The organism is Thioalkalivibrio sp. ALE14 (assembly GCF_000376845.1).
In the GTDB taxonomy this organism is placed as follows: Bacteria; Pseudomonadota; Gammaproteobacteria; order Ectothiorhodospirales; family Ectothiorhodospiraceae; genus Thioalkalivibrio.
In genome coordinates, this window is the sequence record NZ_AQXY01000026.1 from 62,095 (window position 1) to 87,861 (window position 25,767).

22 protein-coding genes are annotated in these 25,767 nt (G+C 65.1%); 13 read left to right on the forward strand and 9 right to left on the reverse strand.

Going from position 1 to position 25,767, the window contains the following annotated elements:
* Nucleotides 1–23 precede the first annotated feature (23 nt).
* From F572_RS0106200 to F572_RS0106215, 4 genes are read left to right on the forward strand one after another with little or no spacing between them, the layout of a single operon-like run.
* Complete coding sequence (locus tag F572_RS0106200) at nt 24–1,625, forward strand: acyl-CoA ligase (AMP-forming), exosortase A system-associated (RefSeq protein WP_017941970.1); 1,602 nt, start codon at nt 24–26, stop codon at nt 1,623–1,625.
* Nucleotides 1,622–2,857 (forward strand): pyridoxal-dependent decarboxylase, exosortase A system-associated, encoded by a 1,236-nt coding sequence (locus F572_RS0106205; protein WP_026143024.1) that lies wholly within the window; start codon nt 1,622–1,624, stop codon nt 2,855–2,857. The genes F572_RS0106200 and F572_RS0106205 overlap by 4 nt, the downstream gene beginning before the upstream one ends.
* Nucleotides 2,854–3,822, forward strand: a complete 969-nt coding sequence (locus F572_RS0106210; protein WP_017941972.1) for a GNAT family N-acetyltransferase — start codon at nt 2,854–2,856, stop codon at nt 3,820–3,822. Before F572_RS0106205 ends, F572_RS0106210 begins: the two co-directional genes overlap by 4 nt.
* Nucleotides 3,823–3,859: 37 nt before the next feature.
* Entirely contained in the window at nt 3,860–4,510 is a 651-nt protein-coding gene (locus tag F572_RS0106215) for a GNAT family N-acetyltransferase (protein ID WP_017941973.1), read from the forward strand.
* On the opposite strand, the gene F572_RS0106220 is transcribed toward F572_RS0106215, so the two are convergent.
* From F572_RS0106220 to wecB, 6 genes are all read right to left on the reverse strand, one after another.
* Nucleotides 4,473–5,630, reverse strand: coding sequence for a GNAT family N-acetyltransferase (locus tag F572_RS0106220; RefSeq protein ID WP_017941974.1), 1,158 nt, complete (start codon nt 5,628–5,630; stop codon nt 4,473–4,475). The two genes, F572_RS0106215 and F572_RS0106220, sit on opposite strands and share 38 nt — an antisense overlap.
* Before the next feature lie 2 nt (nt 5,631–5,632).
* On the reverse strand, nt 5,633–6,628 hold the full coding sequence (locus F572_RS0106225; protein ID WP_017941975.1) for a hypothetical protein: 996 nt from the start codon (nt 6,626–6,628) through the stop codon (nt 5,633–5,635).
* A 336-nt stretch (nt 6,629–6,964) separates the two neighbouring features.
* Nucleotides 6,965–7,663: an FkbM family methyltransferase gene (locus tag F572_RS15170; protein ID WP_081611952.1), complete on the reverse strand. Its 699-nt coding sequence runs from the start codon at nt 7,661–7,663 to the stop codon at nt 6,965–6,967.
* Nucleotides 7,664–7,986: 323 nt separating this feature from the next.
* Entirely contained in the window at nt 7,987–9,039 is a 1,053-nt protein-coding gene (locus F572_RS15175) for a glycosyltransferase (protein ID WP_081602020.1), read from the reverse strand.
* A gap of 115 nt (nt 9,040–9,154) precedes the next feature.
* A complete protein-coding gene (locus F572_RS0106230; RefSeq protein ID WP_017941976.1) occupies nt 9,155–10,120 on the reverse strand; it encodes a polysaccharide deacetylase family protein in 966 nt (321 codons plus the stop codon).
* A 5-nt stretch (nt 10,121–10,125) separates the two neighbouring features.
* Nucleotides 10,126–11,280, reverse strand: a complete 1,155-nt coding sequence (wecB, locus tag F572_RS0106235) for a non-hydrolyzing UDP-N-acetylglucosamine 2-epimerase (protein ID WP_017941977.1) — start codon at nt 11,278–11,280, stop codon at nt 10,126–10,128.
* Nucleotides 11,281–11,714: 434 nt separating this feature from the next.
* Between wecB and F572_RS0106240 the strand changes: the two genes are divergently transcribed.
* Complete coding sequence (locus tag F572_RS0106240) at nt 11,715–12,983, forward strand: hypothetical protein (RefSeq protein ID WP_017941978.1); 1,269 nt, start codon at nt 11,715–11,717, stop codon at nt 12,981–12,983.
* 91 nt (nt 12,984–13,074) lie between these two features.
* Entirely contained in the window at nt 13,075–14,364 is a 1,290-nt protein-coding gene (locus tag F572_RS0106245; protein ID WP_017941979.1) for a nucleotide sugar dehydrogenase, read from the forward strand.
* 124 nt (nt 14,365–14,488) lie between these two features.
* Here the strand turns inward: F572_RS0106245 and F572_RS0106250 are convergent, their stop codons facing one another.
* On the reverse strand, nt 14,489–15,274 hold the full coding sequence (locus tag F572_RS0106250; RefSeq protein ID WP_017941980.1) for a hypothetical protein: 786 nt from the start codon (nt 15,272–15,274) through the stop codon (nt 14,489–14,491).
* Between the two features lie 217 nt (nt 15,275–15,491).
* Between F572_RS0106250 and F572_RS0106255 the strand changes: the two genes are divergently transcribed.
* From F572_RS0106255 to F572_RS0106285, 7 genes are all read left to right on the forward strand, one after another.
* A complete protein-coding gene (locus F572_RS0106255; protein WP_017941981.1) occupies nt 15,492–18,800 on the forward strand; it encodes a VanZ family protein in 3,309 nt (1,102 codons plus the stop codon).
* Between the two features lie 90 nt (nt 18,801–18,890).
* On the forward strand, nt 18,891–19,613 hold the full coding sequence (locus F572_RS0106260; protein WP_017941982.1) for a GAF domain-containing protein: 723 nt from the start codon (nt 18,891–18,893) through the stop codon (nt 19,611–19,613).
* A gap of 40 nt (nt 19,614–19,653) precedes the next feature.
* Nucleotides 19,654–20,388, forward strand: coding sequence for a class I SAM-dependent methyltransferase (locus F572_RS0106265; protein ID WP_017941983.1), 735 nt, complete (start codon nt 19,654–19,656; stop codon nt 20,386–20,388).
* Between the two features lie 256 nt (nt 20,389–20,644).
* Nucleotides 20,645–21,406: a hypothetical protein gene (locus F572_RS0106270; RefSeq protein WP_017941984.1), complete on the forward strand. Its 762-nt coding sequence runs from the start codon at nt 20,645–20,647 to the stop codon at nt 21,404–21,406.
* Nucleotides 21,407–21,473: 67 nt separating this feature from the next.
* The gene (locus F572_RS0106275; RefSeq protein ID WP_017941985.1) at nt 21,474–21,776 is read left to right on the forward strand and encodes an HPr-rel-A system PqqD family peptide chaperone; all 303 of its coding nucleotides are present in this window, start codon (nt 21,474–21,476) and stop codon (nt 21,774–21,776) included.
* A complete protein-coding gene (locus tag F572_RS0106280) occupies nt 21,773–22,678 on the forward strand; it encodes an HprK-related kinase A (RefSeq protein ID WP_017941986.1) in 906 nt (301 codons plus the stop codon). The genes F572_RS0106275 and F572_RS0106280 overlap by 4 nt, the downstream gene beginning before the upstream one ends.
* Nucleotides 22,675–23,781: a nucleotidyltransferase family protein gene (locus F572_RS0106285; RefSeq protein ID WP_026143026.1), complete on the forward strand. Its 1,107-nt coding sequence runs from the start codon at nt 22,675–22,677 to the stop codon at nt 23,779–23,781. The genes F572_RS0106280 and F572_RS0106285 overlap by 4 nt, the downstream gene beginning before the upstream one ends.
* A 26-nt stretch (nt 23,782–23,807) precedes the next feature.
* Here the strand turns inward: F572_RS0106285 and F572_RS0106290 are convergent, their stop codons facing one another.
* Nucleotides 23,808–24,767, reverse strand: a complete 960-nt coding sequence (locus F572_RS0106290) for a hypothetical protein (protein WP_017941988.1) — start codon at nt 24,765–24,767, stop codon at nt 23,808–23,810.
* A gap of 52 nt (nt 24,768–24,819) precedes the next feature.
* On the reverse strand, nt 24,820–25,665 hold the full coding sequence (locus F572_RS0106295) for a S1C family serine protease (RefSeq protein ID WP_038034151.1): 846 nt from the start codon (nt 25,663–25,665) through the stop codon (nt 24,820–24,822).
* Nucleotides 25,666–25,767: the final 102 nt, after the last annotated feature.

The following is a 25,767-nucleotide window of genomic DNA, read 5'->3' on the forward strand; positions in this document are numbered from 1 at the left end:
TTCCGATACCCCCGGGCGCCGAGATGTCCTTTCTCCTGCACGATTCCGTATGGATGCAAGCCGAACGTGCGGCGGCCGCTCCGGCCCTGCGTCATCGGGATACCGTGGAGGACTACGCGATGCTGGCGGCCAATATCGGCCATGCGGCGGCGCGCCTGCTGGCTTGTGGCCTGGAGCGCCAGGAACGCGTGGCGGTCTATCTGGACAAGCGTCCGGAGACGGTGCATGCCCTGTTCGGTGCTGCCCGAGCCGGCGGGGTCTTCGTGCCGGTCAATCCGTTGCTCAAGGCCGAGCAGGTGGCGCACATCCTGCGCGACTGCAATGTGCGCATCCTTGTGACCTCCACGGATCGGTTGTCGGCACTGCGTGCGGCACTCGCCGGGTGCCCCGATCTGCATACGGTGCTGGTGGTGGGCCCGGAGCCGAGCCAGGACTCGGGCGATGCCGAGGTCGGGCATGTCCGAGTGGATGCCTGGGATGCCGCGCCGGATCGCGATGGAGTGACCGGGCACCGGGTGATCGATACTGACATGGCCGCGATCCTCTACACCTCCGGGAGTACCGGCCGCCCCAAGGGGGTCGTGCTCTCGCACCGCAACATGGTTGCGGGCGCACAGAGTGTGTCGACCTATCTGGAGAATCGGCCGGACGATCGAATCCTCGCCGTGCTGCCGTTCAGCTTCGACTACGGACTGAGCCAGCTGACCACCGCCTTCCGGACCGGAGCCGAGGCCGTATTGCTGACCTATCTGCTGCCGCGCGATGTGGTCCGGGCGGTGGCGCGCTACGGCATCACGGGTTTGGCGGCCGTCCCGCCGCTCTGGATTCAGCTTGCGCGTCTTGACTGGCCGGAGGAGGCGCAGCATTCCTTGCGCTATCTCACCAACTCCGGCGGTGCGATGCCGAAGGAGACGCTGGCCGCACTGCGCGAGCGCCTTCCGCGCACCGATTGCTACCTGATGTACGGTCTGACCGAGGCATTTCGTTCCACCTATCTGCCGCCCGAGGAGCTCGACAGGCGCCCCGGCTCCATGGGCCGGGCAATCCCCAATGCGGAGATCCAGGTGGTGCGCGAGGACGGCACCCCCTGCGCCCCCGGCGAGCCGGGCGAACTGGTCCATCGCGGCGCCCTGGTCGCCATGGGGTACTGGAACGACCCGGAGCGCACGGCGGGGCGTTTCCGTCCCGCGCCGGGCCAGCCGTCCGGTGTCTCATTGCCCGAGGTCGCGGTTTGGTCCGGCGACACCGTGCGCATGGACGAGGACGGTTTTCTGTATTTCGTGGGCCGCCGCGACGAGATGATCAAGACCTCGGGGTACCGCGTGAGTCCCAACGAGGTGGAAGAGGCGGTCTATGCGACGGGGTTGGTGGCGGAAGCCGCGGCGCTGGGGGTGGAGCACCCGGATCTGGGTCAGGCCATCGTGCTGGCGGCCCTGCCCCAGGCCCCGGGCTTGAGTGAGGGCGACTTGCTCAACGCCCTTCGTCCCCATCTGCCGGGCTTCATGCTGCCGGCGCACGTGGGGCTGCGCACCGAGCCGCTGCCGCGTAACGCCAACGGCAAGATCGACCGCAAGGCGCTTGCTGAAGAATTCGGCGATCTGTTTCGGGAGGGGGTGCCGGCATGAACGATAGCCGTCCCGGTCACAGCGCGATGGAGCAGTTCACGACAGTGGACGACTGTCTGCAGATCGGCGGTATTTCGCTGCCCGATCTGGCCGCGCGTGTCGGCCAGACCCCCTTTTATGCCTACGACCGTGCCGTGATGAGGCGCCGGGTCGAGCACCTGCGCAGCAACCTGCCGGACGGCCTCTCCCTCCATTACGCGATCAAGGCCAACCCGATGCCGGCTGTGGTGCAGCATATGGCGGGTCTGGTGGACGGGCTCGACGTGGCCTCGCAGCGGGAGATGCAGGTGGCTCTGGATACGGGCACTGCGCCGGACGAGATCAGCTTTGCCGGGCCGGGCAAGTCGGTGCCGGAGCTGGAGGCGGCGGTAGCGTCCGGCATCACGATCAACCTGGAGTCGGAGACGGAACTGGAGCGCCTCGGATTGATCGCCGAACGCACGGGCCGGTTGCCGCAGGTGGCCGTCCGCGTGAACCCGGATTTCGAGCTGAAGAGCTCCGGTATGCGCATGAGTGGTGGGCCGAAGGCCTTCGGCGTCGATGCCGAACGGGTCCCCGATCTGCTGGCCCGTATTGGCGAACTGGGGCTGCACTTCCGGGGCTTTCACATCTTCTCGGGTTCCCAGAACCTGCGACCCGAAACGCTGGTCGAGGCGCAAGGGCAGACGTTCGAGCTTGCCCTGCGCCTGGCCGAATCCGCGCCGGGGCCGGTCGAGATGCTGAATATCGGCGGCGGCTTCGGTATCCCCTATTTCCCGGGTGACCCGTCGCTGGATCTCGGCCCCATCGCGGAACACCTGGCGGAGCGCTTGCCGGCGGTACGGGATGCGCTTCCGGACGCGGAGATTATTCTCGAACTGGGGCGCTACCTGGTGGGCGAGGCGGGTATCTATGTGGCCGAGGTACTGGACCGCAAGGAGTCGCGCGGCCAGGTTTTTCTTGTCACTAATGGCGGCCTGCACCACCACCTGGCTGCATCCGGCAACTTTGGCCAGGTGATTCGCAAGAATTATCCGGTGGTGGTGGGCAATCGCGTGCAAGGCACCGAACGCGAGGTCGTGAACGTGGTGGGCCCGCTGTGCACGCCGCTGGACGTACTGGCCCAGCAGATGGAGCTGGCCCGCGCCGACGTGGGGGATCTGGTCGTGGTCTTCCAGTCGGGTGCCTACGGCTATACCGCCAGCCCGACGCGCTTCCTGAGTCATCCGGAACCGGGGGAGATCCTGGTGTGAACGGCGCCGTTGCCGCACCTGCTGAGCCCCCGGCATTGCCGCTGGCGCGGCAGACGGTGTATCTGCCCTTCCGCTTCGGGTATCGCACACTGGCGGAGCCGGTGCGCACGATGCAGGTGCTGCAGCTCCCGTTTACGCACATCCGGCCGGAGCATGCGGAGCAAGTGTTGGCGGCCGCACCGGACGAGGACTGCCTGATCCGCTCCATGCCGGTGGAGGCGCCTCTGCCTCGTGTCTCGCGGTTTCGGGGGCGGTTGCGCTTCGTGCCCCGGCAGTACCAGCGCCACTTCATTGACCTGACTACCGGGTGGGAGGCCTATCAGTCGCGTTTCTCCTCGAAGTCGAGGTCGAGCATGCGCCGCAAGGTTCGCAAGCTGGCGGAGGCCTCCGATGGCACCGTGGACTGGCGGCAATACGATACGCCGGAGGGGATCCAGGAGTTTCACCGCCTGGCCCGCGAGGTCTCGGCCCGCACCTACCAGGAGCGATTGCTGGACGCCGGTCTGCCGGGCGGCAAGGGATTCGTCAAGCAGCTGTTGGAACGCGCTCGCGAGGGGCGGGTGCGGGGCTACCTGCTGTTCCTGGATGGGCAGCCCATTGCTTATCTGTACTGCCCAATTGACGACGGCATCCTGCGCTATGCCTTCCTCGGGTACTTGCAGGAGTACTCGGACCTGTCGCCCGGGACGGTCTTGCAGTGGCTGGTGCTGGAGGCATTGTTCCTTGAGGGGCGCTTTGCCCTTTTCGATTTCAGTCCGGGTGAGGGGGCGCACAAGTCGCTTTTCGGGAAGGACTCCCGCTATTGCGCCGACGTGTACCTGTTGCGCCCGTCCTGGCGCAACCGGGCGCTTGTGTACTCGCATCTGGCGGTGACGGACCTGTCGCGTTTCGCCAGCGCTGTCCTGAGTCGTCTTCGGCTCAAGGGGCGGGCCAAGCGTCGCGCCCGGGCGACCGCGACAGGCTGAGAGGTAATCGCTCGTGCGCCGACTGCGCCTGTCACCGATGACGTTCGAGGCGTCCACCCTGTGGTTGCTGAAACGGCTGACCGGTATCCAGGTTCACTGGCTTTACGAACTGCGAGCGGACGCCACGGGCAACGGTAACTCGCACGGCGGGTCAACCGACGTGGGTTATCACCAGTTTCGTGATGTGGTCGCCTTCGACGGTCTGCCCGAGGATCAGGCCCAGGTGATTGCGGGGCACACCGGTCGGTCACCCCGGCGCTTGTTGCGCGAGGGCGGTCGCATCCACGCCATGGAGATGGGTGGCCGGATCGTGTCGCAGCTGAATGTGCAATTCGGCGCGTTCGATGTCTCGACGCCGATTCCGTTGCGGTTCTCCCTGCCAGACGACGCCTTCTTCGTCTCCTTCCTGTACACGCCGGATGCCGAGCGCGGCCATGGGTATGCCCAGGCATTGTTGCGGCATGCCTGTGGGGCGCTGTTTCGGGAAGGCTACGGGCGCGCGTACTGCCATATCCGCTCCACCAACATTGCCTCTCGCCGGGCATTCCGGCGCGCAGGTTGGCGGCCGGTGGGAATCATTGTCGCGACCATGTCCGGACGTCTTGTCGCCACCCCCGGTACCCGCCGGCGGGGGTTCGGCGTCACGCGCCTCAAACCCGCCGCAGAACCCTCCGGATCCGGTCCTTGAATTTCAGGCGTGCGGCGAGCGCAGAGAGGGCGTCAGAGAACCTGTTGAAGCTGCCCAGTGAGGTGTAGAGGAGGGTCCCCCGCAGGTTTCGTGGGAACAGGTAGAACTTGCCTTCGCGGCGCGACTGATTCGCGAGTTTGCGTTTCGCCGCGTTGTCCCCGTGTAGCATGTCGATTCGCTGGACGGTCGGCGACAGCGAACAGAGGTCCCGGAGTGTCCGAGCCTGCAGCACAATGCCCGGGTGCCATTCAGACCAGTCCGGGTCGTAGCCGATGTGGTGGCTGAAATAGGTCCCCTGGAAGACGAAACCGACTCGCCAGGCGACCAGCTTCTGGTCGACAAACAGGCCGTAACATCGCGCATAGCCGCGTTCGGCGGCGGCCTGCAACATTCGCTCAATCCAGTGCCCCCGTTTTACCCCCAGTCCAAGCAGACGGCTCTGGTAGGTGCGTGCGGATACGGGCTCGACGGAATCGAGGAACGCCGTGATCTCTTCCGGTCCGGAGAAGACGTCCAGGCGTGCTCCCTGGCCGAAGGCATCGTTGAATCGCCGCTCACTGCGTCGGATGTCCTGACGGGCCTTGCGTGGCAACGAGCCGAGATACTCATCGAAGGTTTCTGGCAGGTCCACCAGTCGGCGCGTGTCGGTCTCGCCGCTTTGCAGCACGTGGTAACGGCGGCGAAGATCGGCCGATTGCAGCGCCTGCCAGAGAGGTTCGCCTTCGACCACACCGATCAGGAAGACCACGCTGCGGTGGTCCAGGAGGCCCCTCAACTCGCCGAGGATGGCGACCAGGTCATTCTGTGACCAGTCGGGCAGGTTGCCGGTGAGTACATGGCGGCGGATCTCGATGCGCCGCAGGGCCATGCCACCGAGGACGAAGCTGAGGGCCCCGTCGTGGACATAGATGGGTAACTGGCGGGAGTCCCGCTCGGCCAGCAGCACGCTGCCGTGGCCGGGGTGCCGTATGGCGAGCAGCCACTCCGGGTCATGCTCCATCATCGTGCCCGGCGCCGGGGGCGTGAAGGTCTCGCCCGGCGAGGCCTGGCGCAGGACCCAGTTCGCTGTGCGGGCACGATCGTTCTGGTGGGTCGCCGTGGCGCTGGGGGAGCGGGCCATGCTCACACCCCGACCGAGGCGTGGTTGAGGCGGTTGACGAGGATGCGCCCCAGAGCCCGGTAGGCGGGGACATCGAGCGTGTCTTCATGCGGGGCCGCCGGCTCGTTTCCGAGTGTGCTCATGCAGGCCGCCTCCAGACCGGGCTCTTCCGCGACGAATGCGCACAGCCGTTCCAGGCGGTGGCGATTGACGTGGTCGAGCTTTGGTGGTCGTGCCGCGCTCCCCTGATGCTTTACGAACTCGAACGGGTGGGTCAGGACCACGACATCCGAAACCCCCTGCGCGCGGGCCTTTTTGAGGACGGTTCGGGTCTCCGGCCAGGAGCAGCCCGTGACCGTGAGGGTCTTGTAGTGGCGCCGGCCCGGGAGGCGCAAGTCCGCATACGTCGTCACGGGAAACTCGCGGACTCCGTCGATATCGTGATGTCCGGCGAACAACTGTAGCTCCCGTTCGTGCGGACGGTAGATTGCCAGGCCGATGTTCGAGGCGATCGTCATGCCACAGCGGCGCATCGCCGCGTACACGCCAAGCCCGACCTTGAGCCCGCCGGTACGCAGAACCTTGGGCGTGGGAAGGCCCCAGCGGTTGAAAGTTTCCTGACCCATCCCGATAAGGCGAACCTGCTCGTTCTCGCTGCGGCGGGTGATGTCATCGTTCGGCGGATTCGTCTGCAGCTGTTGAGACCAGTTCGGCTGTTCGAAGTATGTCCAGCACGGGTGCAGGTGGAGTTGCACGTCATGCCCGCGCGCCGCGATCTCGCGTGCGATGCCCCCCATTGGCTCGTCCCCGAAATAGCAGGTGTTCAGGGCCTCGACAAAGAAGGTGCCGCGGATGCCGTGCTGTTCCAGGGTCTCCATCAGGTAACCCAGCCCCTCCGAGCGACCATGGCGCTCGCAGTAAACGGACGAAGCGCCGACCGGTCGCCGGTTCTCCGGATCGGCAAAGGTCCCCCCAATACTAAACTCCGTATCGACGGTGATATGGACTCGAGTGGTCATGTGGCGTCGAAACTCTCGGTTGCTCCTACACTTCGCGGCAAGCTGCAATAAAGGTGTCAGTCGTTCGGCGCAATACATTGCAGGCATTGAGATGACGCCACTGAAGCTAATTCCTTGCCTATTGTGGCCAAAAAGCCATCGACCTTATCAGTCTTCACGCTATAATCGTTGATTGTCGTCTCACTGATACCATTTCCGGCTACGCGTCGAGCGTCCATGCGGAGCCTGTGCTAGTTCGCCCACCTTTGAAGATTTTCTAGGCCCTCCATGATCGCCCACTTTCCTAGCCTTACCGTAGGCACGCCAATCCAACCACATCCCATTTTTACCCTTAATCTAATATACAACAATGTCATCCTTCTTCGAGGATGCTCTTGACCTAATTTCAGCTAAAGGATACCTCTCATGCGGCGCTTGCAACCGGTAGAAGCGTGTATAGCCAAAACCACTGAGAAAATCCATAAACGAATCTGCAGATGTTCCGGCCGCCTCTATTGCCCCCGCATTCATTTCCATTAAGATAAAGGGGTGGTACCGCGCGATGGTCTCCCTTGCTCCGGCAAGGGCATCCATCTCGGATCCTTCGACGTCTATCTTCAATAATACGTTGCCCGGTAGATCGAAACCTTCGAGCGCCGAGTCAAGCTTCACCAGCTTAATGTCCGAGCACTCTACTAATTCGCCTTTGGTGTACCCCTTAAAGAGACTCGCACGGCCTGACGACCCTCTTGGTACAAATATCTGACGGCATTCTTCGGCGTTCCCGCAGGCGTATTGGAATACCTTCTCTTGGGCTAAGTCGTTTTCCGAAAGGGTCTTCTTTATCAGGTCCGCGAGTATTGGCTGCGGTTCAAACGCGACAACAAGGCCCGTTTTTCCAACTATCTCCGACGCCGCAAGGGAGAACGACCCGTGGTTGGCTCCCACGTCGATAAATGTGTCGCCAATTTTAAGCTCTCTTTTAAGGGGGCTTGACGGTGATAGAAGTTCTCTAAATCTCTCCCGGGACAGCGAGCATTCTTGGGTCTTCTGCATTGAGCCATACCTTAAGTTGACCAATTCTTAATGGGAATGATTTTCGGCCAAACATGCTCGATGCTAGATTAAAATGGAGGGGGCCTAGGTGGACATAGTGGGCTCCTAAAAGGCGCTGCCAACAAAAAAGTCTCAACATGATCTGAAAAGAGCGAGGGAGCTGTTCTGCTAGCTCATCGTCAAAGATCCAGCTTAGATTTCTGAAACCGTATAGCCAGCTGTCGTCCCCTTGCATATCGCCCTCTTCTCTTGTCTAGTTATAAACCGATTTTGCGGCCCTAATGCGGGTCTTTATATGTACTAGGTATGAGGTTATGTTTCGCTTATTTCGCGATCGAACGTGTTAAGACTTCAATAACCCTATGGGTAATCAACTCGGGATCCAGCTCGGGGCGTTTCGAATAGTCAAGTGCAGCGAGTGACAAGGCTTCCCAGTAACGAGAGTTCTCCCAGACGTTCCGGAGTGCGCTATTCCACGCGTCGAGGTCGCTGGGGGGTAAGAGCAAGCCGCCGGGTCCGAGGGCCTCTGGGATGCCCCCCGTGTCGCTAGCCAGAACAGGAATACCCGAAAACTGCGCTTCGGTGATTACTCGCCCCCAAGCTTCTTCCCACTGGCTTGGGACCAAAACTATACGCGCAGATTCGTATACCGGCCGCATGTCATTCTGCCGCTTCAAAAAAGTAACATTGGGAAGTCGTTTCAAGCGTTCTAGCAACTGTAAGCGAGCTGGTTTGTTTTGAGGCCAGCCTTCAACGAAGAGGAAAGGTATGCTCGGGTTATCTCTCGCGAGTCCGATAGCAATTTCGAGACCTTTTTTCTGGACAGGGTTTATGAATACGACTTTTTCGCCTCGTCGGCGTGTACGGTATGCGTTCGCGTCGAAGAGATTCGGTATCACGACGCATTGTTGGTTAAAATGATATTGAAAGCGAGAGGCAGTGAATTTTGAATTGGCGATCACTGTGACTGGCTTGAAGGGGAGGTGCGAGTCGCGGAATTCAACGTCGCGGACATGGAGAGCGGTTGGGACGCCAAGGTGTTCGAGTACGCGTCCTAATTCAAGGCGTCCGGTGCCTTGAAGGAGTGCGATGTCAGGATGCACCTGTTTTAGTATGTTGGGGAGGTCTCGAGTCATCATCGGCGTCCTGAAGACGTTGTATCCTGCTCCAAACGGTTCCGGACGTGGGCGACCACCGAGCAGGATGCGCCGCGAGAGGGTCTTGATCCCATGGCCATCTAGCGCGCGAAGGCGTGAAAGGACGGTCGATTGAGTCCCTCGCTTATAGAGTGCGTTGGCTAAGTCGTGAACACTTGATTCGATCCCGCCTGAGCGTTGAGGGAGGAAGAGGCGGTTCAGCGCTAAAAGGATTCTCATTTTCGGTTGTCTCCATCCGTTCGGCGCGATACACCGTTCTTTGGCCTGTTAGGAACGTTTGTGGCCGCGATCGCGCAGCTGATCGAATAGGTGGTTATCCGGGCCGCTATGGTGGTCATGCGGCGCGTCGCTCGCGGGGTTCGGCGAGGTTGCGGGCGAGGCGCAGGCCGAAGCGCAGGGGCGTGCGGTCCCAGGGCGTGAAGCGCGGGAGTTGGAACGGGTCGGAATCGGTGCGTGCGGCGCCGGCGGCGGTGGAGACGGCGGCATCGAAGCCGCAGTCGCGCGCGATCTGGACGTGTTCGGCGGCGTAGTCACGGTCCGGGCGGCCGTTCGGGTAGGCGAACAGGCGCAGGGGTCGGTCCAGCAGGGTTTCCAGATCGGTCTTGCCGCGCTGGATCTCGGTGCGCGCGGTATCGGCATCCACTTCGGTCAAGATCGGGTGGGTGGCGGTGTGCCCGCCGATCCCCATGCCCGCCGCCGCCAGTTCGCGGACCTGTGCGCGGGTCATCATCAGGTCGTCTGGCAGGTCCAGCCCGAAGCGCACGGCCAGTGCCTCGGTGCCGGCCGTGCGCTGCTCGGCGGGCTGGTACTTGAACTGGCCGATCAGGTCGCGGATCAACTCCCGCCGGTCGGCGATCGTGTCCAGCTGCCGCTGTCCCAGGCCCTCCGGCGTCAGATCGATGAGTCCCGGCGGCAGGTGGCGCACGGTCTCGATCAGGGTGTCGTTGAACATGCGTCCGCCGTCGAGATACCCGGTGGCGATGAAGAAGGTGGCCGGGACGCCCTCCTCACGCAGGATGGGCAGGGCGACCTCGGCGTTGTCGGCATAGCCGTCGTCGAAGGTGACGCTGACCGCTCGGGCGGGCAGGGTGCCGGCCCGCAGGCGGTCCACGGCTTCCTCCAGCGGAAGCGGGTTCATGGAGCGCGCGAGGAGCCGCATCTGCCAGCGGAAGTCATCGGCGTGTGGGTCGCCGGGCAGCAGTGGGTCGGGCGCCGGCAGGACGCGGTGGTAGATCAGGATGGACAGGCGCGCGCGGGAGCCGCCGGGCGACATCAGGGACAGCAGCGAGCGCAGTAGCATGGTGGTCAGCCCGTGGCGCGGGCGCGTGGCTCGTGCCCCAGCCACCGGGCGATGACGGCCGCGATGCGCTCCCCGGCTCGGCCATCCCAGTACTGCGGGATGCGGCCCTTCTTGCCTCCATGATCCATGACGTCGCGGAAGGCGACCTGTAGACGTTCCGGATCGTTGCCGACCAGGACATTGGTGCCCTCGTCGATGGTGATGGGCCTCTCGGTATTCTCCCGCAGGGTGATGCAGGGCACGCCCAGGGCGGTGGTTTCTTCCTGCATGCCGCCGGAGTCGGTGAGGACCACCCGCGCATCCTTCATCAGGCCGAGCATTTCCAGATAGCCCGCTGGCGGCAGTACCGCGATGGCCGACTCGTTCAGGTGGTGCTCCAGCCCGGAGGCCTGCAGCCGGTCACGGGTACGGGGGTGCAGCGGAAAGATCAGAGGCAACTCGCGGGCGATGCCCGCCAGGGTGGTGATCAGGCGTTCGAGGATTGCTGGCTCGTCGACATTGGAGGGGCGGTGCAGGGTCAGCACGCCGTAGGCGCTATCCGGGGCGAAGCGCGCCGGGTCGATACCCGCGGATTGCAGGGATTCGTCCCAGGGCACGGCCCGCTCGAGGTTGTGGAGCTGGGTGTCGATCATCACGTTGCCGACGAAGTGGACGCGCTCGCGATCGATCCCCTCGCGGGCGAGGTTGTCGATGGCGTGTCCTTCGGTGGTGAACAGCAGATCGGAGATCTGGTCGGTCAGGACCCGGTTGATCTCTTCCGGCATGCGTCGATCGTAGCTGCGCAGGCCGGCCTCGACGTGGATGACGCCGATGCCCTTCTTGGCTGCGACCAGAGCGCAGGCGATGGTGGAATTCACATCGCCCACGACCAGAACGGCCCGCGGATTCAGCTCGTCCAGTACCGGTTCGAAGCGGCTCATGACCTCGGCGGTCTGGACGGCGTGGGAGGAGGAACCGACCTCCAGGTTGATGTCCGGATAGGGGATGTTCAGATCGGTGAAGAAGCGCTCGTTCATCGCCGGATCGTAGTGCTGGCCGGTATGCACGAGCTGGGCGGTGATGCCGGCGTCCGTCAGGGCGCGCATGACCGGGCCGATCTTCATGAAGTTCGGCCGTGCGCCGACCACGCACAGGATTTCGCATTGCGGTTGGGGAGTCATGGGCTGTCGAGAAATCCTGTGGGCGCATGGGCGGACCCGCTCGCGACGACGCCAACGGGCGCGGCTCGGCATCCTTGTCGGGTTCGACGGCCCGGTCCGGATCCCTGTCGAATCACTTTATCGTTTCGGCTGGAACGCGCGGCGCCCTTCGTGAATGGCTCGTTAGGTCCGGGATGCTGGCATGTGCATGACAACCAGGTGGGAAGTGATCATCGTTGGACCTGATAGACGATTGAGGGGTGGGCTGCATTGATCCAGATTCCTGGCAGTGACGGACGGTGATGAGGCGCTTCGGGCACGCACCGCATCCGTGGCTTTGCGCAACGCTTGCACCGTGCGTCTTGCTGCTTGGGGTGCCGGTGGCCGCGGCCGATACCGTCGCTGAGGCGGTATCGGCGAGTCCTGGCGTTGCTCTGCCGTATGAGGGCTGGAATGTGGTTCAGGCCGGGCCGGAGGATTACCGGGCGGCGGTGGCTGCGCTGGAGCCCGGCGACTGGTTGCGGCTGGAAGCGGGTGACTATCCGCGTTCACTGCGGCTGCGCGGGGTGCGCGGGACGCCGGAGCGGCCCATCGTCATCAGCGGGCCGGCCGATGGGGAGCCTGCCATCCTGCACGGGCGGCGCGGGGAGAACACGATCAGTCTGGTGGATGCCGAGTACGTAGTGATCCGGCATCTGACTCTGGATGGTGGGGGCGAGCCAGTCGCCGGGGTGGTGGCGGAGGCGCGGGGCGACGGGGTCCATCACGTGACGCTGGAGCACCTGACGATCCGCCACTACGACCATTCGCAGGGCAACACGGGGATCACCACGCGGGTACCGGCCCGGGGCTGGGTGATCCGGCACAACGAGATCCACGATGTGGGGACCGGGATGTATCTCGGGCAGCCGGACGGGACCAGTCCGTTTGTTGCTGGCGTGATCGAGCACAACCATGTGCACCGCACCCTTGGGTACAACATCCAGATCAAGCATCAGACGGATCGCGACGGGATCCCGGGGATGCCGTCTCAACCGTACGAGACGCGTATTTGCTACAACGTGCTGAGCAAGGTAGAGCGCGGAAGCGACGGGGCACGGGCACGGCCCAACCTGCTGGTGGGGCATTTCCCGCCCACCGGCCCGGGGTCGGAGGACCGGTATCGTATTGCCGGGAATCTGTTTTATCAGAATCCGCATGAGCGGTTGTTCCAGGGCGAAGGCCACATCGAGCTCCACGACAACCTGTTCGTGAACGATGCCGGTGACGCGATGGTGATCCGCCCGCACAACCACGTGCCGCGCGCGGTCCGCATCGTGAACAACACGGTGCTGGCCACTGGCTTCGGGATTCGCGTGGACGAGCCGGACCGTGCCTACCGGCAGGTAGTCGCGGGCAATGCCGTGTTTGCCGGGGACCCGCTGCAGCTCTCCGGGGGTATCGCGGGTGACGACAATTTCACTGCGTCGCGCGAGGATGCGGCCCGGTATCTGGTCGCCCCGGATGCCGGGCTGGATGCGCTGGATTTGTATCCCCGCGAGGGTGCTCTGCCCGAGCGTGCGGGCAGCGTGAGTTCGGCCCCGGTCGCGGGTGCGAATCGTGACTACAATGGCCGTCTGCGCGAGCGGGTGGTCTGGGGTGCCTATGGCGGGCCGCCGGGATCCAACCCCGGGCGCGTGGATGGGATCGGGCCGCGCGTCCCCGGCTGCGCGCCCTGTCGGTGATCCGGCGGCAAGCGCCGGCGGCGACGTACAAGCACGGAGTGGCATCCGGCCCGGGGCCCTCCCTCACATTGGCTATGAGAACGGACATCTTATGCACACGCTTCCTGCGCTGGATGAAGTCACCATCGGTGTAATCGGTCTGGGGTACGTCGGCCTGCCACTGGCCGTGGAGTTCGGACATCACTGGCCCACACACGGGTTCGACATCGACCCGGAACGGGTGCGGCAACTGCAGGCCGGGGTGGACCGCACGCGCGAGGTGGAGTCGGACAAGCTCGCGGCCACGCCGAAGCTGACGTACACGGCGGATCTGGAGGTCATGCGCCAATGCAACGTGTTCGTGGTGACGGTGCCGACGCCGATCGATCAGCACAAGCGCCCCGATCTGGGCCCGCTTCTGGGCGCCAGCCGCAGTGTCGGGCGGGTGCTCAAGCCGGGTGACACGGTGATCTACGAGTCCACCGTCTACCCGGGGGCGACCGAGGAGGATTGTGTGCCGATCCTGGAGGCGGAGTCCGGGCTGGTGCACAACCAGGACTTCTTTACCGGCTACAGCCCCGAGCGCATCAACCCGGGCGACAAGGAACACGGGGTCACCTCCATCATGAAGGTCACCTCGGGCTCCACCCCGGAGGTGGCCGATTTCGTCGACGCGCTGTACGCGCGGGTCATCACGGCCGGCACGCACAAGGCCGAGAGTATCCGCGTGGCCGAGGCCGCCAAGGTGATCGAGAACACCCAGCGTGATGTGAACATCGCGCTGATCAACGAGCTGGCGTTGCTGTTCGAGCGCCTGGGGCTGGATACGGAAGCCGTGCTGAAGGCGGCCGGGACCAAGTGGAACTTCCTGCCGTTCCGCCCCGGGCTGGTGGGCGGCCACTGCATCGGCGTGGACCCGTACTACCTGACCCACAAGGCGCAGGCGGTGGGGCATCACCCGGAGATGATCCTGGCCGGGCGGCGTGTGAATGACTCCATGGGCGCCCACATCGCGGACAACACGGTGCGGGCGCTGGTGCGCAAGGGCATCAACCCGGTGGGGGCGCGAATCCTGGTGATGGGGCTGACCTTCAAGGAGAACTGCCCGGACCTGCGCAATACCCGGGTGATCGATATCCACGCCACCCTGGCCGGCTACAACGCCGATGTGACCGTCTTCGACCCCTGGGTGGACCCGACCGAGGCCGAGCACGAATACGGGATTACCCCGGTGACCGAGACCCCGGACCCGGGGCAGTTCGATGCGATCATTTTGGCGGTGCCGCACCGCGAGTTCCTGCAGATGGGAATCGAGGCGATCCGCGAACTGGCCCGGCCGGAGTCGGTCATCTTCGACGTGAAATCGGTCTTCCCGCGGGAATCGACCGATCTGCGCTTGTAACCGCGGTTCGGGATGTATTCGCAGGGAGGCACCGAATCCATCGTTCGGTGTCGCCCCGGTTTTGCGACGAAATGATCTTCGACGGGTGGTGCAGCGCCCGTCGAAGACCTTCGTGATGGATGTTTCAGTTGCCGCTATCAGACCGCTTGCGGCGCCAGAGCATCGATCCGGCAACCAGCAGCCCGCTGGCAAACAATACTAGAGTGCCGGGCGTCGGTACTGGCGTAACTTGCTCGAGTTCCCCGATGGTCATGTTGTCGAAGCTGAAGATGTCGGTCTGCGGACCTTCGACCAGGTCAAAGTCGAGCGAAGTGAACAGGAAGTCCTCACTTGTGGCAATGGCACCAAAGTAGAAGACCGAGCCGTCCGTAGACCCGCCGGATCCCACGGTGTGCGGGACGGTTTCCTGGTGGATGCCTCCCGAGCTCAAGTTGAAATTGATCAGCAGTTGCCCGCCGAAATCACCGATGTCGATCCCGTAAAACCCGAACGCGGCGATGTCCTGCCCAAAGTCGACGCCGAACCCGTCATCCCCGGTCGCATTGGCACGCCAGGTGTTGGTGCCGGAGACGGAATAGCGGCCGAAGTAGGCGCTGCCCTCGGAAACGGTCTTGATGCGGCCGTCCCCCGTCAGTGTCGCGCTAAGCGAACTCCCACCGAAGCCAGGGAAGGTGAGGTTCAGGGGGGCACTGGTCCCCGTGGCAAAGCTTTCGAAGTCTTCGGTTCCCACCCCGCTGAGTGAGCCGAGAAAAGAACTTTCAGCTGCGTCGGCATTGGGGGTCGACGACAGCGGGACGTTTGCCGAATTGTTCAGGTCTTCCCCGAAATAGGTGATGAAGGCGGCTTGAGCCGAGGGCCCCGCAAGCATCGCCCCCGCGGCGACCAAAGCAATGATGAGCGGTCGTTTCATGCTGTAACTCCCTTGTTGACATGGCTGACCGTGGGCAAGCACCAAGCGTGCCATCGTTTTTTAACTTTATGAATTCGAAGAATTAAATTGGACACCCTTCCTCGTCAGGCCGAGTCGGTGTAAAGGTTTGTGACGCGTTTCGCGATCCCTGCATGCTACTGCTTCGCGAGTTCCGGCGGGTATACAGTGATGAACCGGCCTCCGCCCCGAGCCCCTCATGAATGCGATGGTGAATGCAGCTGAACCCCTGTCCCTGCGCACGTGTGCGCTGTGGGCCTGGTTGTCGCTGGGGGCGGCGGTCTATCTGACGCTGTTGCCGTTCGAGTTCGGCTCGATGAGTCTGGAGCGTGCCTGGGAGATCTACCGCGCCATGAGCCTGACCGGCCCCGGGACCAGCGGCCGCCAGCAGTTCATGGCCAATGCCCTGATGTTCCTGCCGCTGGGATTCTTCTGGACCGCATGGATGACGCACGGGCGCCGCAACCGGCTGCTGGCCGGCGGCGCATTCGTCTTCGTGGCCGCGTTGGGGCTGGCCGTCACGGCCAGTGTGGAATTCCTCCAGGTCTGGTTGCCCTACCGCCACCCTGCGGGCGCTGATATTGCCGGTAATTTTTCCGGGGCCGTGGCCGGTTCGCTCGCCTGGCTGGTCCTGCGAGACCCGCTCGTTCGCTGGCGGCAGGTGCTGGAAGGCGCGGGCGCGCAGACCTTGACCGCCGGTCTGGTGGTCTATGCCGCAGTCTACGTGCTGGTTGGCTTCGTCCCCTTTGACTTTGTACTGGCCGCGGACGAGTTGCGGGCCCGGTTGGCATCGGATGCCTGGGGCTGGTGGGTGGCGGCCGGCGCCTGCACTGGCGGCGTTCGCTGTATCAGCTGGCTGACGCTGGAGGTGGTGGTCAGTGTGCCGGTCGGTTTGCTCCTGGCGCTGTGGCTGCAGCGGCGCGGGACATCGCTGCTGGGGGTCGGGATCCCCCTGGTCCTGCTGCTGGCGGGCCTGCTGGAGCTGCTGAACCTGGTGACCCTGTCGGGGATTGCCGAAGGACGTTCCGTGCTGCTGCGGGCGCTGGGGATGGGGATCGGCCTCGTCCTGTTCCGGCGCCTGCCCGCGCATCCCCATGGCGTGATCCGAACGCTGCAGCAGTTCGCCACGCCGTTGCTTGTGACGGGTACCGTTGCCTACGCCTTGCTGCTGGTCGCGCTCAACCACGGCTTCGGTGCGTTTCACGCCGACGGGGAGGCGGCCCGGGCGCAGTGGGCCGACCTGAACCTGTGGCCTTTCTATTACCACTACCACGTGGACGAGATCCACGCCCTGCGCAGTACCGCGCTGCACCTGGCCATGTACGCGCCCCTGGGGGGGCTGGTCTGGCTCTGGCAGTTGCGCCATCCACTGCAACCGGCCGCGTTGAACCTGCTGGCGGTCCTCACGGGGGTTGCGCTGGCGCTGGCGGTCGAGGCCGCCAAGCTGTTTGTGGACGGTGCCCGCCCGGACCCGGCCAGCCTGGTCCTGGCCGGGCTGGCGGCCGGGTTCATGGTCGCCTCGCTGCAGTGGTTGGAACGCGCGAGCGTGGCGGGTGTCGCGCAACCGGCCATGGCGTCGCGAGACGAGCCCCGCAATGCTGCCCCGGGACCAAGCGATCCAGGCTCGGTCGTGGGCTCTCTGCAACGGTTGCGCCAGGCCCTTGGCGGTCTCCTGGCCCTGGTGGCCGTGCTGGCGGCGGTGACCTGGCCGGTGGCGCCGGTCGCGCTGGCCGCGGGGTTGCTGGCCTACGCCGTCTTGCTGGCCTGGCGTCTGCAGGTCTGGCTGGTCGTGATCCCGGTTGTGCTGGCCACGCTGGACTTGACCCTCTACCACGGGCGTCTGTTTGTCTCCGAGCTGGATCTGTTCCTGTTGATGACCCTGGCCGTGGCCCTGTGGCGAGGGCCCCATGCGCTGCATGTGGGCGCATCGCTGCTGCCGCGCGGGATCCGCTGGCCACTGGGGCTGCTGGTCGTCTCCACCCTGATCGGCCTGGGGCTGGCCCTGTGGCCGCCCGGAGGCTGGAACCCCGGCGCAGCGGTGCACTTTGCCCACGACTGGAATGCCCTGCGGGTCGCCAAGGGCCTGCTGTGGGCGGTGGTGCTGCTGGCAGTGTTGCGCGTGGCGCCCATTCCGGTTCGGGAGCAGGTGACACGCTGGTTTCTCCCGGGCGTGGGGCTCGCCCTGCTGGCGCAGCTGGCCTTCGTGGTGCGCGAGCGGATCACCTATCCCGGGCTGCTGGATTTCGACAGCGGCTACCGCCTGTCCGGTCTGTTCTCCGAGATGCAGGCGGGCGGCCCCAGCATCGAGACCTTCCTGGTGCTGGCCTTCCCGCTCGCCCTGGTCTGGTGCTGGCGGCAGCGCCCCGGCGTACTGCTCGCCGGATCGGCCGTGCTGGCGGTCGGGACCGCCTATGCGGTCGCGATGACCTATTCGCGCGGCGGGTATCTGGGACTCGCGGTGGCGGTTGCGGTGCTGGCGGCCGGGATGCTGCTGGCGGCAATGCATGGGCGCATGCGGTCGGCCGGGGCCGTGGTGGCCGGTGTGCTGTTGCCGGTCGTGGCGATTGCGCTGATCGCGGGCACGACGCTGGGCGGGTTTGCCGAACAGCGCCTGGGTCAGATCGAACGCGACTTCGGCAGTCGCCTGGATCACTGGCGGGCCGCGCTCGAGTTACCCGGTGCCGGGCCGCTGGCGCCACTGCTGGGCCGGGGTGTCGGCCGTTTCCCCGAGCACTATCGCACGGGTAACCGCGACGGGCGCGTACCCGGGAACCTGGCGTTCACCCACGAGGGTGATGTGCCGCGCCTGCAGATCGGGGGTGGCGATTCGCTGTTCGTGAATCAGCGCGTGAGCCTGCCCCGTGACGGGCGCCTTACCGTAACGGTGGAGGCGGCCAGCGACCGGCCTGCGGGATTCCGGGTGTTCATCTGCGAGAAGCCCATCCGCCATTCCTTCGTCTGTCGCAGTGAGGGGATGCGGCTGGACGATGGTGGGCGTCAGAGCTTCCAGTGGGCCTTCGATCTGGATCCCATGGAGACGCGTCCCTGGCCATTCCAGCGCGGCCTCGTGCTGTCGCTGGCAGTCGACGCACGTCAGCAGTCTGTCGTCGAATTTTACAGGGTGCAGATCCGGGGTTCGGCCGGTCGCGAATATGTGGCCAATGGCGATTTCCGGCACCTGGGCCGCCACTGGTACTTCACCACGGATCACCTCTGGCCCTGGCGCGTCGAGAATCAGTGGCTGGAGCTCTATTTCGACCAGGGCTGGCTGGGTGTGGCCGCCTTTGTCTGGCTGACGCTGGCCGCCCTCGCGTTCCTGTTGCGCCGCGGCCTCCGCGGCGATGCGGTGGCCCTGGCCTCGGCCGCTGCCCTGGCGGGGGCGCTGTCCATTGGTCTGTTCAGCACACTGTTCTTCTCGCCACGGATCGCGCTGTTGTTCTATCTCGTACTGTTTATGGGGGTGGCGGCTCGCAAGTTGCCACCATCAAGTGGCCCCCGGTGGCGTTAGGGTCGGCTGCTTGCGTGGCTAACGCTGGCCGGATTCCGTGCCGGGGCGGGCTGTTAACCTCGCGGTACGACACCGCCATGGGGCCGGGGGATGGAAGAGGCCTTTAATGCATTCGACGAGCGGCTCCTGGAGCTGGCTCATTTTGTGGAGGAGGCCGAGTCCCTGGAAAAGGGGCTGTCCGGGCTGGCCACGCTGGTGGGACATGCCATGGGCTGCCAACACTGCTCGATCATGCTGTTGAAGCAGGACCCGGAGACCGGTGAACCGCGTCTGCGGGTGCAGGCGCATCACGGGCAGCTCCCCGGCCAGGCCTATGGCGAACGCCAGCCTCTGGGGCGCGGCATTGCCGGCCGGGTGGCGAGTGCCGGCAAGGGGTTCTTGATCCGCGACCTTCACCGATCCGAATTTGCCGGCATGGCGTGGCGTGAAAACGGGGGTGACCCGGTCGACATCATCGCGGTGCCGATCGTGCTGGAGGCCGAAGTGGTGGGGGTGATCAATATCGACTCGCCCAAGGGGAGACGGCGGCTGACGCAGGAGGACCTCCGCATGGCGTCGATCCTGGCACTGGTTGTGGCCCAGTCGGTTCTGGTCCATCGCCTGAAGGGGCTGTTGCGCACCAGCTTTACCCAGCTGGCGCTGGCGCGTCAGCCGGGGGCGGCCACGGGCCCGATTACCCATGCCCCGGAGCGGGTGGCCCGGTTGCTGGCGCGCACGTTGTACGACGAGATGAGTCGCGCCGGGTTTTCCCGCGATCATGTACTGACCGCAGCGACCGAACTCATCGGCCAGGTGAGCGAGGACCAGGAATGAGAGGGTGCCCGAGCGTGTCGACAGCACTTGGAGCTGTGCCATGAAAGACACCGGCTTCGAGCGCCGCTGGCGCCAGCGCTTTCTCGAGCGTGGGGCAAGCCTGGAGGATGATGCCGACATCGCGGGCTGGACGCACAGCGGCCTGAACAGTCGCGTGCGGCAGTTCGAACGTCTGTGGCGAAGCGCCGATCTGGCGCCCGGGCGCTGGCTGGATATCGGCTGTGGCGCAGGCACCTACACGCGGATGCTGCAGGCGCAGGGTCACGCGGTGTGGGGCCTCGACTATTCAACCCCATCCCTGCAGAAGGCGCGCGCTCGAAGCGATGCCGCGATCCCCTGGCTGGCGGCGGATATCAACCATCTTCCATTGGCGGATGCGGCGTTCGACGGGGTGCTCTGCTTCGGTGTCATGCAGGCGTTGTCCGATCCCGCACCCGCGCTCGCCGAGATCCGCCGGGTTCTGCGTCCCGGTGGCGAGGCCTGGGTTGATGCCTTGAACCTGCGCTGTCTGCCCACTGCGGCTCGCGAATGGCATCGCCATCGCCAGGGCCGCCCACCGCATTTGCGCTACGACGATCCCGCCGCGCTCCGGTCTACCGCGGAGTCCGTGGGTCTTGTACCCGGTGACCTGTACTGGCTGCCACTGGCCCCCGGTCGGCTGGCTCGCCTGCAGCCACTCCTGGAGAACCGGGGCACCCGGGGGTTCCTGCAGGCATTACCGATCGCCGGGGCATGGCTAAGCCATTCGTTCATCCTGCGTATGCGCAAGGAGTGACGCGCCGCCCGTGCCGTGAGCTGTCGGAAAATTTTGCACTTGTCGGTGCCTGGATCCGCGTTGGATGTTTCGTGTGGCGGGCGGCCCCTCGATATCAGTGAGTTACCCGTTATTCGAAGCGGTGGCATTACGCTTGCTAAGTCTTGGTAGAAAGCGTCTGATTGCATTGTGCCCCCGAGAATTCGCCGGTCGCGGTGGTTTCGGGTTTTCCGGCGCGAATGGCGCAACGCCGAGTACGGATCTGGAGCAGTCAAGCATGAGTGACGAACACGAGCACAACGATGGCAAGGGCCTCAAGGGCAAGGGCGAAAACGCGTCCGGAACCCCTGCGGACCATGGCTCGGAGTCGTCGGCCCCCCGTAGCCGGAGCCGGCGCCGCCTGACCGCAGCCGGTCTGGGTGGCGCGATGCTGGTGTCCCTCCCCGCCAAGTCGGTCTGGGGTGCACAGGGGCAGTGTTCGCTGTCGGGCAATATCTTCTCCGCCAACGTCTCCAATATCGACCACGAGTGCACCGAGGGCGATGGCTGCACGCCGGGCTTCTGGAAGAACAACTGGTTCGCCTGGGACTGCACCGGCTACTCCCCGGGGACCTGCCATGAGACCAATCCGCCGGGCAACCAGTGTCGCCGCTTCGATGCCACGGTGCATCCCGGTGGCGCGACCTCCTTCGAGTCGGTGTTCGGCTACAAGCCGGAATGCCTGAGTGGCTCGCCGTCGCTGATGGAGGTGCTGCAGGCCAGTGGCGTGTGCAGTGGCTCGCTGGACTGGCATGCGGTGGGCGCGGTCCTGAACGCGGCCTGCACCTCGATCGACTTTGGTGCCTCGGTGGACGAAGTGATCAAGGCCTATTCCATGGCCCGCGAGGATGCGGACAAGTACGCGGCGGTGAAGAATGTCTTCGTCTACATGAACGAGCGCTTCTGTCCGATCAACAGCCAGGGCGATTGCGAGGATGGCTACTCGCGCAACGAACTGGGCGTATGCGTGGAAGTGCGGACCACCACATCCAACCAGTAGGGCATTCGCTGACCTCCGGGGCGCTGCTGCCCCGGATACGCCTGACCGCACGGTACACGAGGCGCACTTGTCCGTTTTCGAAGAACCCCTCGAACTGATTTCGCTGTCGGTCGCTCACGTGCGGGCGTGGGGCGAATCCGTGGTCGTCTATGATCAGCGCTGTGGCGAGACACACGTGCTGCAACCGCCCCTCACCGAGCTCTTCCAGGCCCTGCAAGAGGGGCCGATGACGCCGACGGCCCTGTTCGAGTACCTTGAACAGCGTTACGAAGCCGCCGAGGGGGAGCTGGAGGATGCGATGCACGCGGGACTGACCCAGTTGCGGCAGCACTACCTGATCCAGGTCGCCCCGGAGTCGCGGAGCGCGTGACGGGCCAGGAAACCCTGAAGGCAGGGTTGCGGGGTGCCGGCCTTCCCATCCAGGTGGGCCCGTTCGTGGTGCGGTTGCGTTCGCGGCTGGACCGCATCGAGCGTTCCGTGGCCTTGTTCTATGACCGCCAGCTGCTGCCGGCGGATGGCACCCCGTTTGCGGACTTCCACATCACCCTCGCGCGTTCCTCCGGCCTGCATGCGGTCTGGCGACCGCAGGCGCGTTTCTTCCTTGACGGGCGTTCGCCCTTCCGGCCATTGCCGCTGGCCCATGCCTACCCGCTGTTCGAGTGGGGCCTCAACTGGTGCATCGCCCAGCATGCCCATGACTTCCTGATGATCCATGCGGCGGTGCTGGAACGCGACGGTCAGGCGCTGGTGATGCCGGGCGAGCCCGGGGCGGGCAAGAGCACCCTGACCGCCGCGCTGGCGCTTTCGGGGTGGCGGTTGTTGTCGGACGAGTTCGCCCTGCTGTCCCTGGAGACCGGCCGGCTCGTGGCGTTGCCGCGTCCGGTCAGTCTGAAGAATGCCGCCATTGATCTGATCCGCGAGCGCTACCCGCAGGCAATCATCGGGCCCTCCTCGTACGACACCAGCAAGGGGACGGTGGCCCACCTGAAGCCGCCGGACCCAAGCATCGAGCGGATGGACGAGCAGGCCCGGCCGGCCTGGCTGGTGTTTCCGCGCTTTGCCGTCGGGGGGCGTGACCATCTGGAGCCGCTGGCCCCGGCCGAGGCGTTGCAGCGGCTGGTCGGCTCGTCGTTCAACTACAGCGTGGTGGGGGCGGCGGGCTTCGAGGCTGCGGCCGACCTGATCGAACAAAGTGCGTGCCTGAATCTGGAGTACGCGGACCTGGACGCCACCCTGGGCCTGCTGAACGGGTTGCCGGAGGGTGGCGCGTGACCCGCCCCGCGCTTGCACAAATGCTCGCGACTCTGCGCGAGCCGGCCGGGGTCAGTGAGCGGTCGCCGGCGGACTGGGACTTGCTGGTCCGGGTGGCGCGGGTCGCCTCCCTGGAGGGGCGGTTGCAGGCCCTGATCGAGGATGCCGGGGCCTTGCCGGACGTGCCCCCGGCGCCGCGGCGGCACCTGCATGCGGCCCGCGTACTGGCGGATCGCCAGCATGTCATGGTCCGCTGGGAAGTGGCACGGATCCACGAGGCCCTGGCCCCGGAACAGATCCCGGTGATGTTGCTGAAGGGGGCCGCCTACGTGATGGCCGGGCTGCCCTGTGCACGGGGGCGGCAGTTCTCGGATGTCGACATCATGGTCCCGAAGGCGCAGATCCAGCAGGCGGAACAGCACCTGTTCGTCCAGGGGTGGGTCTGCGAGGGATACGATGCCTATGACCAGCGATATTACCGCCAGTGGATGCATGAACTGCCGCCGCTGACGCACATGCGGCGCAAAAGCGTGCTGGACGTACACCACACGATCCTGCCGCCGACGGCGCGGTTGCACCCCGATCCGGCCCTATTGTGGCAGGCGGCGCTGCCGCTGGAGGGTTACCCCGGTGTGTACATTCCGGCTCCGGTCGACATGGTCCTGCACAGCGCGACGCACCTGTTTCACGACGGCGAGCTGGAGAACGGGTTGCGCGATCTGGCGGATCTGGATGCACTGCTGCGTCATTTCGCGAATGAAGATCCGGCCTTCTGGGAGCGACTGACGGCACGGGCCTTCGAGATGGACCTGGCACGCCCCCTCTTTTACGCCCTTCGGTACGGGCACGAGTTCCTGCAAACCCCGGTTCCGGATTCGGTGATCCGGGCCCTGGCGCCGGCGCGCCCGGCGTTGCCTCTGCTCGCCTTGATGGATGCCCTCTTCCGCCGTGGTCTGAAACCGCACCACTGGAGCTGTGATGGAGGCCTGTCGGGCGTTGCGCGCTGGCTGTTGTACGTCCGCTCGCACTATCTGCGCATGCCCTTGCACCTGCTGGTGCCGCATCTGCTGCGCAAGGCGATCAAGGAGCATCGCAAGGGCAAGCGGGAAAGGCCCGATGCATGATTGCGGTGGACCCGGGTGTGCCGGTATCACGAGGCGGCCGGTGGCGGCTCCATTGCCAAAGCGGCAAGCGGGGCCAGGAGTAGTTCGCCGCGGAAAAGGGTGCGTGCGCCCGAGAGGATCCCGAAGCAGCGATACCGCCGTTGCGCCATGCCGGATCCGGCGAGCCCGCGGTCCACGGTCTCGAGGTGTTCCGCCGGGCTCACCAGGATGTGCAGGGCCTCGGCACTGCGCAGGCTGCGGGCGAGCCGCTGGTCGACGCTGATGTGATGGGCCGTGTAAACCAGCGGGTCCCGGTAGAAATCGTGACCGTCGGCGTGGGCCCTTTCAAGCAGGGCGCAGGAGATGAGCGCGGCCGGAAACATGTCCGGAAAGTTGATGCGGTCCTCCAGCTCGTCGAAGTAGTCCGCCTGGCGTACCAGTGAACCCGACAGCAGGTTCTTCGCATTGCTGTTGGCCATGAACTTGCGCTTGTGGAACCACCCGTTGCCCGGCAGCACGCACCGATCCTCGAGTTGATCGAGGTCGCCATTCGCGGGAAGGGCCAGTACCTCCTCGGGTAGTGCCCGGGGCGCGAACGTGTCGCGCACGTGGCCGAGCAGCACCAGCCCACTGTCCTTGCGCATCACGATGCGATTGGATGGCTGCTCGCGCCCCGCCTCGTCCGGCCGCCGCCTCGTGGGCTTCACCTCTGTGGTGAACGGCTCGTCCACGCGCAGGGCGTCAGCAAAAGTGAACTGGTAGTCCCGGAACGGCAATGGTTCCGCGTTGTCGGTCTCACCCTCGGCCAGGCGCGTCCGGGTGACTAGCGCCTCGGCGAGGCACTCCAGCTGGAAGCCAAGCACGATCGGCCCGCCGAACGGATTGCCACGGATGCGCGCCCACTTGTCGCCGTCATGGAACGGGTTGAAGTCGTCCGTGGCATTGCGGGCCACGTCGATGTGAATCTGACGATAGACGCGGGTGCCGTCGGAAGGGGCCACTGCCATGGGGATGGCCTCTTCCGTATCGGGTTGGCGGGGTGCGGGGGTGTGGATCGGGCTACTCCCGGACGTTCGCCAGCAGCGGACGAATGCGGTCGGCCGGCACGGCGTAGCTGATGCCGCTCGGATGGCCGACCGCGGCCTCGCGTCCGCCCTGCACGAAGACCTGGTTGATTACGCCCACGACTTGGCCGCTGTCGATGCGGTAGAGGGGGCTTCCGCTGTTTCCGGGGTAGGCGGTGGCGTCCAGCTGAAACACCATGGGCGCGCCGTCGCGCAGTTGCCGGATGCGAGCCTCGCTCAGTTCGCTCGAGCGGCGTGCGGTGATGGCCATGGGCGTGCGCGCCGCCACGCTGGCGCGATGGGACGCCGGGTAGGTGCCCAGGACCATGGCGATCGGGTAGCCCGTGAACGCGAGCTGTTCGCCCTCGCGCACCGCATCCGACGATCCCAGCTGCAAGGGGGGCAGCGGGTCGCCGGCAATCCGCAACAGGGCTAGGTCGTCGTTCGCCGAATGTGCCACGACTTCCGCGCTGTGAAGGGAGGTGTTGCGACCTTCGCCGCTGACCACCACGAGCTGTTCGCGGTTCTCGTGGTCGAGTGACGCCGGGATCACATGGTGATTGGTGACGACCAGGGTCCCGTCGCCAACGGCGAAGCCGGTGGCGATGTACTGGGCGCGCGGGCTACGCGAGGGCTGGTGGGTCGCGATGCTGACCACCGAGGGCTTGATGCGCTCGATGGTGTCGGGGAGCCCGTCGGCAGCGGCCGGCTGCTGGGCTGCCAGCAGGGTCAGAAGACTCGCTGTGGCCAGCAGTTTTAGCGTCCTCCCTTTCCGCTGCCGGGTACGCGCCGGGCGGCGCAGGGTCAAAAGGCCGGATCGCGTGCTTGTCGTGCTGTTCATGGGCCACCCCCGCCGATCGATGATTCGAGTCTAGGCCAGGCGCTTCCGGCCGTGGGGGCGATGCGTTAGGCGGGGAGGGTGGTGAACGGCGGTGGCGTTAAC